Source organism: Granulicatella elegans (assembly GCF_020735385.1).
In the GTDB taxonomy this organism is placed as follows: domain Bacteria; phylum Bacillota; class Bacilli; order Lactobacillales; family Aerococcaceae; genus Granulicatella; species Granulicatella elegans_B.
In genome coordinates this window covers 1,812,465-1,824,591 of record NZ_CP085953.1, presented here as the reverse complement: position 1 = coordinate 1,824,591, position 12,127 = coordinate 1,812,465, and the positions used below count along the sequence as shown (strand labels likewise).

The 12,127-nt window shown below is 32.4% G+C and carries 15 protein-coding genes; 12 read left to right on the top strand and 3 right to left on the bottom strand.

What is annotated here, in order from left to right; genetic code table 11:
• Positions 1-90: 90 nt before the first annotated feature.
• From LK443_RS09020 to cbpB, 9 genes are all read left to right on the top strand, one after another.
• Positions 91-531 (top strand): hypothetical protein, encoded by a 441-nt coding sequence (locus LK443_RS09020; protein ID WP_227931570.1) that lies wholly within the window; start codon positions 91-93, stop codon positions 529-531.
• 288 nt (positions 532-819) lie between these two features.
• Positions 820-969 (top strand): hypothetical protein, encoded by a 150-nt coding sequence (locus LK443_RS09015; protein WP_227931569.1) that lies wholly within the window; start codon positions 820-822, stop codon positions 967-969.
• Between the two features lie 84 nt (positions 970-1,053).
• Positions 1,054-1,233 (top strand): hypothetical protein, encoded by a 180-nt coding sequence (locus LK443_RS09010; protein ID WP_227932503.1) that lies wholly within the window; start codon positions 1,054-1,056, stop codon positions 1,231-1,233.
• 72 nt (positions 1,234-1,305) lie between these two features.
• On the top strand, positions 1,306-1,554 hold the full coding sequence (locus tag LK443_RS09005; RefSeq protein WP_227931568.1) for a DUF6275 family protein: 249 nt from the start codon (positions 1,306-1,308) through the stop codon (positions 1,552-1,554).
• A gap of 93 nt (positions 1,555-1,647) precedes the next feature.
• The gene (locus LK443_RS09000) at positions 1,648-2,124 is read left to right on the top strand and encodes a phage scaffolding protein (RefSeq protein ID WP_227931567.1); all 477 of its coding nucleotides are present in this window, start codon (positions 1,648-1,650) and stop codon (positions 2,122-2,124) included.
• The gene (locus LK443_RS08995; protein WP_227931566.1) at positions 2,070-2,357 is read left to right on the top strand and encodes a hypothetical protein; all 288 of its coding nucleotides are present in this window, start codon (positions 2,070-2,072) and stop codon (positions 2,355-2,357) included. Before LK443_RS09000 ends, LK443_RS08995 begins: the two co-directional genes overlap by 55 nt.
• Positions 2,358-2,645: 288 nt before the next feature.
• The gene (gene racE / locus LK443_RS08990; RefSeq protein ID WP_227931565.1) at positions 2,646-4,079 is read left to right on the top strand and encodes a glutamate racemase; all 1,434 of its coding nucleotides are present in this window, start codon (positions 2,646-2,648) and stop codon (positions 4,077-4,079) included.
• Positions 4,080-4,093: 14 nt separating this feature from the next.
• Positions 4,094-4,642, top strand: a complete 549-nt coding sequence (locus LK443_RS08985) for a YfcE family phosphodiesterase (protein WP_227931564.1) — start codon at positions 4,094-4,096, stop codon at positions 4,640-4,642.
• Complete coding sequence (gene cbpB / locus LK443_RS08980) at positions 4,635-5,099, top strand: cyclic-di-AMP-binding protein CbpB (protein ID WP_227931563.1); 465 nt, start codon at positions 4,635-4,637, stop codon at positions 5,097-5,099. The genes LK443_RS08985 and cbpB overlap by 8 nt, the downstream gene beginning before the upstream one ends.
• 34 nt (positions 5,100-5,133) lie before the next feature.
• On the opposite strand, the gene LK443_RS08975 is transcribed toward cbpB, so the two are convergent.
• Positions 5,134-6,000 (bottom strand): mechanosensitive ion channel family protein, encoded by an 867-nt coding sequence (locus LK443_RS08975; RefSeq protein WP_416217200.1) that lies wholly within the window; start codon positions 5,998-6,000, stop codon positions 5,134-5,136.
• 143 nt (positions 6,001-6,143) lie between these two features.
• Between LK443_RS08975 and LK443_RS08970 the strand changes: the two genes are divergently transcribed.
• Together LK443_RS08970 and LK443_RS08965 are read left to right on the top strand one after the other, a co-directional pair.
• Entirely contained in the window at positions 6,144-6,539 is a 396-nt protein-coding gene (locus LK443_RS08970; RefSeq protein WP_227931562.1) for a DUF948 domain-containing protein, read from the top strand.
• Positions 6,540-6,557: 18 nt separating this feature from the next.
• Positions 6,558-6,950 carry a YtxH domain-containing protein gene (locus tag LK443_RS08965; RefSeq protein WP_227931561.1) on the top strand — a complete coding sequence of 131 codons (393 nt, stop codon included), beginning with the start codon at positions 6,558-6,560 and terminating at the stop codon, positions 6,948-6,950.
• A 136-nt stretch (positions 6,951-7,086) separates the two neighbouring features.
• Here LK443_RS08965 and LK443_RS08960 read toward each other — a convergent pair whose 3' ends face one another.
• Entirely contained in the window at positions 7,087-8,199 is a 1,113-nt protein-coding gene (locus LK443_RS08960; RefSeq protein WP_227931560.1) for an aminopeptidase P family protein, read from the bottom strand.
• Positions 8,200-8,383: 184 nt separating this feature from the next.
• Here LK443_RS08960 and ccpA point away from each other — a divergent pair, with 184 nt between their 5' ends.
• Positions 8,384-9,385: a catabolite control protein A gene (ccpA, locus tag LK443_RS08955; RefSeq protein ID WP_227931559.1), complete on the top strand. Its 1,002-nt coding sequence runs from the start codon at positions 8,384-8,386 to the stop codon at positions 9,383-9,385.
• A 41-nt stretch (positions 9,386-9,426) separates the two neighbouring features.
• Here the strand turns inward: ccpA and LK443_RS08950 are convergent, their stop codons facing one another.
• Positions 9,427-11,937: a transglycosylase domain-containing protein gene (locus tag LK443_RS08950; RefSeq protein WP_227931558.1), complete on the bottom strand. Its 2,511-nt coding sequence runs from the start codon at positions 11,935-11,937 to the stop codon at positions 9,427-9,429.
• Positions 11,938-12,127 lie beyond the last annotated feature (190 nt).

Genomic DNA, 12,127 nt, shown 5'->3' with positions numbered 1-12,127 from the left:
CGTCATGAGAATAAAAAAATATATCCTATCTCAGAATATGAAGCAGGTCAAACTGCACCACCTTTTCATGTTCGTTGTCGTTCTACTATCATGCCAAGTCATCAATCAAAAGATGGAGAAAAGAGCGACAATCCTTATATTGATATTTTAATGAACGATCATAAAGTGAATGTAGCTCCGAGTGATAAGTCATTGAGTGATGTATTTGATGAATGGAAACGTGAAGGGGATAGATTACTTGGTAAAATTACATATCCTATCATTAATCAAGCCAAACAAAAAGGTAAAAAAGTTATGATTATGGAACAAGCGATAGAGAAAGTTAAATTAGTTGATATTCCAGAATATAACTTTGAAGAAAACACCAATATACAATTAATGCATAAACAATTATTGAGAGATTCAATGTTAAATAATAACTCAAATGAAATAGCTTATGTATTAACGAATAGTAAGCCAATAAAAATATGGGGAAATGAGAAATACGTTGATTTTTCAAGTTCTCTGATGCGGTTTATTTATTTAATGTAGCTCCTGAAAAAAGTTTAACTGTTTTACATAATCATCCGGGTGGGTCTACGTTTTCTGCAAATGATATTTATTTCTTTTTAAGAACAAATTCTGTTAAAACATTAACTATTGTTACAAATCAAGGTAAGGTTATGTTTATAACTAAAACATCAAATTATAGTTATGATAGAGCTTTAAAATCAATTAGTAATATTAATTCAACTGGTGATATTAACAAAGACCTTGAGAAAGTGTTAGATGAATTGTATAATGTTGGTGTGAAATATAAATTAAGGTAGGTGACCCATTATGGAAGACCATTTTTTAAAATTAGACGGAAAACCAGAAGTAGACTTAATAGAAATGTGTAAAAAATTATGGGAGGAACTGCCCGAGGAAAACAAAATTAAAGTTTTAGAACTAGAACGTAAAGAACAAGAAAATAAAGCACTTAGTTAAAGCATTGTTTGAGATAGATAGGAAAAATATGTATAATTAAGATATGAATTCAATTCTGTTAAAGAAAGTCAAGGAGGTGTTATCGTGGAAGTAATGGCTATGCCTAGTAAAGAAATTTTGATTTTTACAAAAAAAATCCGGCATTGGATTATTGGTGATAAAACTATTTCAGGAAAGAAACAATTTATCTTCCGTGAAGATACTCCTCTTGAAATATTAGAACTTTATCAAGATATAAAAACCAAAATTGAATTTGCTTATTAGTAATTATAGAAGCACCTAGAGAAATCTAAGTGCTTTTTTTATACACTTTTTTAAACGAAAGGAGGGGTGTATATGTTGGATAAAGCTAGACGATTAGCGTCTGAAGAGTTTACTCGATTGTCAGGACGTGAAATCAAAGCAAAAGATTGCTATGTAGTGTGGTTTAGCAAAGTTCTTCAGAATTGGAAAGTGTTAGTAGGAACGAACGAAATTTCTTCTGACGAACCATGCGGAGATTACGCTGAAATTACTCATAATGGCGATAAAAACGAAACTTATGTTGATGTCTATTCAAAAGTTTCAAATAAAGTTTTTAAATAAAATTTGTCCTAAGCACGACATAAAAAAGGCTTTTTTATTTTGTCCGACAGCGTGGTCGTTGCCACGTTAAACAGTCGTAAGGAGGAGAAAGAAATGAATAGAAAATTTTTGGAAAAGATAGGGTTATCTGAAGAACAGATTGCTCAAATCATGGCAGAACACGGCAAGTCTACTCAAGAGTTGCAAAATATGTTATCTACTGCGGAGGGTAACGCAACTAGTCTGCAGAAATTATTGGACGAACGTGACAATGATTTGAAGGTACTCAAAAAAGAAACTGAAGGTAATGCTGAACTATTGCAAAAATACAATGATTTGGATAAGAAGTACAAAACGCAAAAAGAAGAATATGAACTAGAAATGGCAGATATGAAATTAAACTACGCTATTTCAATGCAAATTAGTAGCAAAGTTCATGATACTTCAATTGTGAATGGCTTATTAGACAAATCAAAACTGTTTTTAGATGAAAATGGATGGACTTATCGTGATACAGATGGTACTCCTACTAATCAATGGAAAGAAATCAATGGGCGTGGTATAAATTTAACTCGGAAGGCTACATTTTAACGAATGAATGGATTGCTCAAGACGATACATGGTATTGGTTAAAATCTGATGGAGCAATGGCGAAAGGTTGGCAATTCATTCATGGTAAGTGGTACTTCTTCCATGAAGATGGCAGTATGCACGAGGGTTGGTTAGAATATTATGACAAATGGTACTATTTGAATTTATCTGATGGTGATATGCTAGAATGTGCAAATATTACTGTGGACGAAAATGCCAAAATCCAATTTTAATTGAATCATGTGTTTCTAACTGGAAGACAAAATCGTTTAGAGTAGATTTCGAATCACATTAATAAATTATATTGAAAAAATCAATGTGCTACTAAAAATAGCACCTTTTTTCGTCTCACTGGTTGTTTTTTTAGTTGATTATTTATTTTGGATGTTTAAAAACGTTGAAATAACAACATTTCTTTTAATAGCACGTTTAAGAAGAAATTAAGAAAAATCGGCTTTTCCTACAAAATGGAACAATCCATGGTATAATGAATCAAGAGAAAAGAAGAAAGAGTGAACAACATGTCAAAAGCAATAGGATTCATTGATTCTGGTGTGGGAGGACTAACGGTCTTAAAAGAAGCTTTAAAACAATTGCCTCATGAATCAATGATTTTTTTAGGAGATTCTGCAAGATGCCCGTATGGAAATCGAACAGTTGAAGAAATTCAAAAATTTACAAAAGAAATGGTTCAGTTTCTTCTTAAAAAAGATGTAAAAATGATTGTTATTGCCTGTAATACTGCAACAGCAGTAGTCTTAGAAGAGTTACAAGGAACATTAGAAATACCAGTAGTGGGCGTAATTCAGCCAGGAAGTTTAGCAGCGATTAAACAAACAAAAACACAGAAAATTGCAGTATTAGGAACTCACGCAACGATTGAAAGTGATGTATATCGTAAAACATTACAAAAGAAAAACTATGAATTAAGGGTCACAAGTTTAGAATGTCCAAAATTTGTTCCTTTAGTGGAAAGTAATCAAACGGATTCACCGATTGCAAAAAAAGTGGTCGCACAAACATTACAACCTTTAATGGGAAAAGAATTTGATACTTTAATATTAGGTTGTACTCATTATCCTTTGTTAAAACAAAGAATTCAAGCAGTTGTAGGACCTCAAGTTACATTAATCGATTCAGGTGCAGAAACGGTTTCTACCGTTAGTGCGTTATTAGATTTTAATCATTTAGCAGAAAATTATGAAACAAATCCTTCTCCAACGTTAGAAATCTATACAACTGGTTCGCCCATTTTATTTAAAGAAATTGCGGAAAATTGGTTAAATAGAAGTCCATTAACCGTTGAGAAAGTTTGTTTAGAATTTTATATGGAGGAAAATATGTCTCAAAAAGAATTAGTCATCGCTACAAAAAATGTTGGAAAAGCAAAAGAATTTGCAAGTATTTTTGAACCAAAAGGATATTGTGTTAAAACGTTATTAGATTTTCCTGAACTAGAAGATGTAGCAGAAACAGGTCATACATTTGAAGAAAATGCCCGTTTAAAAGCAGAAACTATTGCAGAAAGACTTCAAAAAATTGTATTAGCGGATGATTCAGGATTATGTGTGGATGATTTAGACGGACAACCTGGAGTTTATTCTGCAAGATTTGCTGGAAATCAAAAAAGTGATGCTGCCAATAATGCAAAATTATTAGCTGAATTAGGGGAATTACCTTCTGATAAAAGAAGTGCACATTTCCATTGTTGCTTAGTAATGGCTGCACCAAATCATGAATCTTTAGTTGTTGAAGGTATTTGTGATGGAGAAATTGCAAAATTCCCTTCAGGAGAAGGTGGATTTGGATATGATCCATTATTTTACGTCCCAGAAATCAAAAAAACATTTGGGCAATTAACACGTGAAGAAAAAAATAAAATCAGTCATCGTGCAAAAGCTGTTCACTTATTAGTGGAACAATGGGAAGAATGGCTAGAATCGGTGAATCAATAGTCAGAGGTGAATGTATGAAAATTATTATCATGAGTGATAATCACGGTCAAAAAATGGCATTACAAAAAGTAATTGAACACTATCAATCAGAAGCAAATGTTCGTTTTATTCATTGTGGCGATTCAGAATTTCCATACGAAGATGAAGTTTTTCAAAACTGTCTTCGAGTAACTGGAAATTGTGATTATGATACAAATTATCCGGAAGTAGAAGTGTTTGAAGAAGGTGGCATTCGATTTTTAGTAACGCATGGTCATCTACAAGCAGTGAATAGTGGAGTGTATCGATTAGCAAAGTTTGCTAAAGAACAAGGAGCTCAAGTAGCTTTTTATGGGCATACGCATAAACTATACGAGGAAACTTATGAAGGAGTATTATGTATCAATTCAGGAAGTGTTTCTTATCCAAGAGGACATTTTGCCATGACTCCTACTTATGCTGTATTAACGATTCATTCAAAATCAGAAATTGAATTACAATATTTTGATATGAAACATCACCCGTTAGAAGGACTTCATTATCAGTATCACTTAGATGCAGAAAGAGGATTTATTCATGATTAATCGAGTAGTACAAGACTTATTACTAGAAGAAAAGGATAAATTATTTATTGCAGCAGACAAAGTAGCGATTTTGGAAGAGGATCATACATTAGATCATGCGATGTTAGTCTTAACTCATGTACGTTATTCTCTCATTCCAGTTGTCAACCGTCAAAATAAATTAACAGGATTAATTTCATTAGCGATGATTTTGAATCAAGTTGCAACATTGGAAGAGATTGATTTAAGTCAATTACATGATTTTCAAGTAAAAGAAGCAATGGAAACGGATTTTCCAACGATTACATTTGATACAGAAATTGAAGATGTATTGAATGAATTAGTGGATCGTAATTTCTTATGTATCACGAATGATGAAAAAGAATTTGTGGGAATTGTGACAAGAAAAGAAGTATTAAAACGAGTGAATTATATGGTTCATGAATTGAATAAAAAGTATGAATTAGTCGAAAAATAAGAAAATGTTACTCCTTTTTACGGGAGTAACATTTTTATTTACTAGTCATATTTAGTGCAGTATTACTTGTTGGAAGAGAAATACCTGCTTCAATTAAAGCTTCTTGATACAATTTTAAGAATTGATTATAAATCATATATTGTTTTCCATTTTTCGTAAAAATACTAATTTTGAAAACAAATTGTCCGTTTGGAAGAGTTTGTGGACCAATAATAGTTGGACCTTTTACAATTTCTGGATATTGTCCAGTATTTTTAGTGTTGACTTGATCGACTGTATCATAAACAATCGTTAAATCTACATCATTATAAAGAGGAATTTCAATTAAAGCTCTCATATCTCCTCTAGATTGATTGCTGACAACAGAAATACTACGGTTTGGAATGAAATGAAGTGTTCCATCAAATCCACGCACTTGAGTTGTTCTTACACCAACACTTGCAACAGTCCCTGTCACTGCTCCAATAATAACGGTATCTCCAACATCATATTGGCGTTCTAGTAAAATAAAGAAACCATTTACGACATCACTTAGAAATCCTTGAGCACCTAAACCAATAGCAACACCAGCAATCCCAGCTCCTGCTAATAAACTTGTAATTGGAATTCCTAAAATGACTAAAATCCAATAAATTAATACAAAGTAGAGTAAATAGTCTAAGCAGTTTTCCAATAATCTCATTAAAGTATGCTTTCTAGCAATACTTTGTGAGGATAATTTAATAGATGAAAGTACTGTTTTTTGAAAAATTTTATGTAAAACTTTTTTTCCAACTATAAATAAAATACATAGAATAGCTAACGAAATTAGTTTTGACAAAATATCGGATAAAATCATTTCCCACGGAATGGAAAGCCAATATTGTTCAAAAAAACTATGTACTGTCGAACGAATATCCATAGGTTTACCTCCTTTTATACTACTTGATATAGTTTATCATAATTACAATAATTTAGAAAATACTATATCACTTTTAGTAGCGTTTTATGCATGATAATGGTATTATGATTAATAATATCGGAAATTGAGGAGGGATGTTCAAAATGTCTGGAATAGAAGTTGCAGCTTTAATTGCAGCCTGTTCATTTTTAGGGTTAGTGGTCTTTTTAGTGTTAAGATTAAATCCAATTTTAAGTAAATTTGATCAAACATTGAACCATGTGAACAACTCTATTGAGGTTATTACAAGGGATGTCGATAATTTATCTATAGAAGTAGAGGGATTATTGAATAAAACAAATGCTTTAGTAGATGATATTAATGGAAAAGTAAAAAGAACGGATCCATTATTTACAGCTATTGGAGATTTAGGATTAACAGTTTCTGATGTAAATCATTCAACTCGTTCCCTTGCGACTAAAGTATCAAGTATTAAACCAACTCGAACTTTAGGGGTTTTATCTGTTGGAAAAGCGATTTTATCAAGAAAGAAAAAATAATGAACGGAGTGAAGAAAAATGGGTAAAAAAACAGGCGGATTTCTTTTAGGAGCATTTATCGGTAGTGTGTCAGCAGCTGCGACAGCATTATTATTTGCACCAAAATCTGGTAAAGAATTACGTGAAGATTTAGCAGTAAAAGCAGATGAATTAAAGGATCAATTATCTGATTATGTTGATATTTCAATTGAAAAAGGTGTTGAATTATCAGAAGTAGCTTTAAATGCTACAGAAGATATTCGTGTGAATTTAAAAGATTCAGCTTCTCAATTAAAAGATACTGTTACAAAATCTGCAATTAATTTGAAAGAAGAAGTTTCTCAAACGGTAAGTAAAGTTCAGGATACTTTTTCAGCTAAAAAAGAAGAAGCAGAAGAAGTTGTTGCGGAACTAAAAGAAGAGGTAAAATAGTAAATTAGACTTTCCTGAAGTAGCTAAAGGACGCAAGTAGCTTCGTATTTGCGAGTCTCATTGTTCAAGCTACGTCTCTCTATTTAAATTAAAAAATAAACCGAGGAAATTTTGGATTCCTCGGTTTTCTTATATCCTAATATTTTGTAACTTCTTGTGGGAAGTGAGTAAATAATTCACTTCCGTCTTTTGTGACAACTAAACAGTCTTCTACACGAACTCCATAGTCTTTTGCAATATATACACCTGGTTCAACAGAAAAGCACATGCCTTCTTCTAGCACCATATCATTGCCTTCCATAATAGATGGAAATTCATGGCAACTTTGACCAATTCCATGACCTAAACGATGGATAAAGTATTCGCCATATCCTTTTTCTGTAATATAATTGCGTGCAATTGCATCAATTTCACTAGCTTTCATTCCTGGTTTAACAGCTTGAATTGCTAAATCATGAGCAGTTTTTACGATGTTAAAGATTTCTTGATGACGAACATCTTTAGCATTTTCTTCTCCAAAGAAAATAGTACGAGTCATATCACTGGCATATCCATTATGCATGGTTCCTAAATCAAAGAGTACCCATTCGTTTTTTTCTAATGTTCTATCTCCTGGAAGTCCATGTGGATCAGCAGCATGGTCTCCAAACAACACCATCGTATCAAAACTCATCGAAGTGATGCCTAATTTTTTCATTTCATATTCGATAGTGGCAACCACTTCTAATTCTGTAATCCCTTCTTTTAAGCTTTGGATTCCAATTTCTACAGCCTTATCAGCATATGTTCCAGAATCTTTTAATTTTTGAATGGCATCAGCATCTTTTCTTAATCGTAAATCATTGATAACTGGAGTTAAATTATCTGTCCATTGAATGCTAGGAATTTCATTTTTCAAATTTTCAACAGTATGGAGTGTAATAAAGTTTTTCTCTACAGCCCATTTAGTAGGAGAATCAAATTGTTCTCGAATGGCAGAAGTTAAAATTGACCATGGATTCTCATGGTCTTGATAACTGATAACCGTATAGGTTGGTTCAGCAGTTTGAGCCATATTTTTTTCGAGAGCTGGCACAAAGAGAAGAGGTGAATGATTGGCAGATACAACCATTGCTAAAACACGTTCATGCGGGTCTGTTGTATAGTGAGTTAGTAGGCTAATCGTTGTTGGATCTTGAATGAATGCAATGTCGCAATTCAGTGTTTTTAAATTCGAAATAAAGTTAGAATAAGTTTGTTTATTACTCATAATGAAGCCTCCATGTTTATAGTTGTAAGCATATTTTATCACAAAAAATTCGAAAAATGTAAAGAGTTTCAAAAAATATGAAAATAGTTATATGAAACGCTTGCAAAACTTCGTGAAAAATGATAACCTTTACTTAGATTAGTGTGCAAATAAATAGTTTTTTAATAATTAGAGGAGAATTTATATGGAAAAACAAACAATTACAATATATGATGTTGCCCGTGAAGCAAATGTTTCAATGGCAACTGTTTCCAGAGTAGTAAATGGAAACCCAAATGTTAAACCAGCAACAAGAAAAAAAGTGTTAGATGTTATCGATGAATTAGATTACCGCCCAAATGCGGTAGCAAGAGGACTTGCAAGTAAGAAAACAACCACAGTAGGAGTGATTATTCCTGATGTAACAAATTTATATTTTGCAAGTTTATCAAGAGGGATTGATGATATTGCTACAATGTACAAATATAATATTATTTTAGCAAATTCAGATCAAAACAATCATAAAGAAATCCAAGTATTAAATACATTATTATCTAAACAAGTAGATGGTATTTTATACATGGGAAATAATTTAACTCCAGAGTTACGTGCAGAAATTGTACGTTCTAAAACTCCAATTGTCTTAGCTGGAACGATTGATTCTGATCATGTTGTGGCTTCCGTTAATATCGATTATAAAGTAGCAACTCAAGAAGCTGTACAAACATTAATTGAAAATGGGCATGAAAAAATTGCCTTCGTAACAGCCTCGCTAAAAAATACTTTTGCGTCTGATTTACGCTTAGATGGATATAAAGAAGCTCTATCTGTATTTAAAATTGACTACAATGAAAAATTCGTCTTTGAAATTCCATTGACTTATCAATCAGGAGAAACTTTATCAGAAAAATTATTGAATGCGGGAATTACAGCTGCAATTGTAACGGATGACGAAGCAGCAGTAGGTTTATTAAATGGATTGTATGATCACGGCGTAAATGTACCGAAAGATTTTGAAGTGATTTCAAGTAATAATTCAAAATTAACAAAAATGACTCGCCCAACATTAACAACAATTGCACCTCCTTTATATGATATTGGTGCTGTTGCAATGAGACTTTTAACAAAAATTATGAATAAGGAAGAAGTAGTTGATACTGAAATTACTTTACCTTATAAGATTGAGTATCGTCAAACAACTAAATAATTACCAAAAAAGACTTCGAGGTTAATCTCGAAGTCTTTCTTTTAATTTCTGGATTTCGTTGTCTGTGTTGAAGAAGAAGGTTTTGGTTTTTCAGATGAAGATTTTTTCTTATCTTTATCTTCACTAGCTTCTTTTTCCTTTTCTTCTTTTTCTTTATCGCTTTGTCCATTCCAGTATTTTTCAAGTTCAGCATTTGTAGCACCTACAGCAAAGTGATAAGTTGCTGCAATTGGACCGAAGTCTTTTTTGAATAAATCAGAAGTGGTGCTGCCTTCAATAGAATAAGTTTGTCCATTATAAGTGGCTGATCCTGATTTTGTTCCAGTTGCAGAAATAACGGAATCTTGATACACGGTTGAAGGTTGAACAAATTTTGCATTTTGCTTGAACAAGCTTGGTTTTGCACTATAAATGGCATTCATTAAACTAGTCCAGTTTCTTAAGCTTCTCATAGTTGGATGTCCATAACCATCCGCTTCAGTAATCGAGTAACGAGCACTATAGAAGTTATCGTATCCAATCCATGAACCAAGTGTTACTTCAGGAGTATAGCCAACGAACCAGTTATCGATTTCAAATTCAGATGTACCAGTTTTTCCTGCAATATCTGAAGTGAATTTTAAGTTTCTTTTAATATTATAAAAATCGGTTGTTGCTGCAACTTGACGTAAAATATCGGTTGTTAGATAAGCCGTTGCAGGAGAGAAGACTTCAGTAGTTATATCTTCGTGTTGATAAACAACTTTTCCACGAATATCTTCAATTTTTTCAATTAAGTAGGCTTCGTGATGCACACCACCATTTGCTAATGTAGAGAATGCACTTGTTTGTTCCATTACGGTTGGACCTGTTTTAGTACCTCCGATTGAAAGTGCAATATTTTGATATTCTTCTTCCCCTATTCCTTGAATGCCCATTTTCTTTAAATAGCCACCAGCATTAATGCCTTTAGAAAGCATTGTTTGGAAAATTTTAATGGTTGGATTATTTAATGAGTTCTTCAATGAATGACGAGCTGTTAAGAAATTATTGGAAATTCGGTTCCCGTAGTTCGTAGGTTCCCAATAAGTTCCATTTTGCTGTAAAATACTAATTTTTGTATCTGGAATAATACTTGCTGGATAAATAATATTATTTTCCATTGCAGGTGCATAAACGAGAATTGGTTTAATCGTAGAACCAGGTGAACGATGAGTTGTAAAAGCGTGATCCACTTGGTTTACTTGGAAATCTCGTCCAGCTACAAAGCCTAATATACGACCACTATTATTTTCAATTAAAACAGCACCATTTTGTGCCATATCCGTTTGTTTTTTTGCTTCGCCAGTATTTTGATCAATATAAGGTGTTTGGTAAGTCGGACCAATTTTACTTCCGTTAATAGCTGTGGATTCTTGCATCGCTTCATAGATGCCTTGATCAACTGTAGAAGTTATTTTGTATCCACCGGTTGCTAATTCTGCATTCGCACGATCATAATATCGATTGAATAATTCTGTGTCTTTCTTTAACTGCTCGTAAGTTAATCGATCTTTTTCAGCCATTTTTTTCATCAAAATTTTTGTAGCTTCACGATTAACTGCTTGATATAAATACGATTGACGTTGAGTTGAAATTTCTTCTGGTTCTAAAAAGTCTTGAGTAATATCATAAGCTAATGCTTCATCATATTGTTGCTTGGTAATTTTCTTTTCACGATACATACTAAACAACACAGTCTTCATACGAGAAAGACCTGCAGAAACATCTTCTTTTAGAGTAGCGTAGTTCGTATAAGGAGTATACGCAATTGGATTTTGAGGCATTCCGACTAAATAAGCCGCCTGTGGTAAAGTTAAGTCATTTGCTGATACTCCAAAAATACCTTGCGCAGCTTCTTCAATACCTGAAATATTTAATCCATTATGATTTCGTCCAAATGGAGAAACATTTAAGTAAGCTTCTAAAATTTGATCTTTTGAAAAATGTTTTTCTAAACGAAGAGCGTATAAAATTTCATTTGCTTTCCGTTTAAACGTAACTTCACTTGTCAAAATTTGTTGTTTAATTAATTGTTGCGTTAAAGTTGAACCACCAGAAACTCCTGAACTAGAAGAGGTCGCTTCTAGAAGTAGTGCACGGACTAGAGCTTTTGGAACAATTCCTTTATGTTGGTAGAAATAACTATCTTCTGTCGCAACGATTCCGTCTTTTACATATGGAGAAATCTTATCTAATGTAGTCACTAATCGAACTTCATCACTTGTTACATCAGAAATTTTTTCACCATCTTGATAATAGAAACTTGAAACTAAATTCAGATTTGTAATCGCATCTGCCATTTCTTCTTGTGTTAAAGATTTTTCATTGGCAGTTAAACTTGCAAAATAACCTAAACCAATACCCGCACCAAAAATTCCTAATAAAATACATCCGCATAAAAAGATAAATAATAGATTTTTGATAACGGAGAAACTCACATTAAAGATAAAACGTAAGTTTTTTTGCAAGGGTTGATTCCAAAAATTCAAGAATTCTTTTGAAACTTCTCGAAAGTTATTTAAATTTGGCATGCTTTCAACTCTTTTCTTTTTAAGTATAATATTAGCCATATTATATCAAATAATTCAAGAAAACGCTAATTTCTTCATGAAACAAGAGGGGTTGAGAGGGCAAGGTGGAAAATTGAACAAAAAAATAAGGGTGTAAAGAAAAAATACTTTACAACTGATTTCTTTTCTGATAATATTACTAACTGTGAGA

Coding starts and splice junctions, on each gene's coding strand:
- LK443_RS08970 (WP_227931562.1), top strand. CDS start 6,144: ATGTCTGGAATAGAAGTTGCAGCTTTAATTGCAGCCTGTTCATTTTTA.
- LK443_RS08985 (WP_227931564.1), top strand. CDS start 4,094: ATGAAAATTATTATCATGAGTGATAATCACGGTCAAAAAATGGCATTA.
- cbpB (WP_227931563.1), top strand. CDS start 4,635: ATGATTAATCGAGTAGTACAAGACTTATTACTAGAAGAAAAGGATAAA.
- LK443_RS08950 (WP_227931558.1), bottom strand. CDS start 11,937: ATGCCAAATTTAAATAACTTTCGAGAAGTTTCAAAAGAATTCTTGAAT.
- racE (WP_227931565.1), top strand. CDS start 2,646: ATGTCAAAAGCAATAGGATTCATTGATTCTGGTGTGGGAGGACTAACG.
- LK443_RS08965 (WP_227931561.1), top strand. CDS start 6,558: ATGGGTAAAAAAACAGGCGGATTTCTTTTAGGAGCATTTATCGGTAGT.
- LK443_RS09015 (WP_227931569.1), top strand. CDS start 820: ATGGAAGACCATTTTTTAAAATTAGACGGAAAACCAGAAGTAGACTTA.
- LK443_RS09020 (WP_227931570.1), top strand. CDS start 91: ATGCCAAGTCATCAATCAAAAGATGGAGAAAAGAGCGACAATCCTTAT.
- LK443_RS09005 (WP_227931568.1), top strand. CDS start 1,306: ATGTTGGATAAAGCTAGACGATTAGCGTCTGAAGAGTTTACTCGATTG.
- LK443_RS08995 (WP_227931566.1), top strand. CDS start 2,070: ATGGAAAGAAATCAATGGGCGTGGTATAAATTTAACTCGGAAGGCTAC.
- ccpA (WP_227931559.1), top strand. CDS start 8,384: ATGGAAAAACAAACAATTACAATATATGATGTTGCCCGTGAAGCAAAT.
- LK443_RS09000 (WP_227931567.1), top strand. CDS start 1,648: ATGAATAGAAAATTTTTGGAAAAGATAGGGTTATCTGAAGAACAGATT.
- LK443_RS08960 (WP_227931560.1), bottom strand. CDS start 8,199: ATGAGTAATAAACAAACTTATTCTAACTTTATTTCGAATTTAAAAACA.
- LK443_RS08975 (WP_416217200.1), bottom strand. CDS start 6,000: ATGGATATTCGTTCGACAGTACATAGTTTTTTTGAACAATATTGGCTT.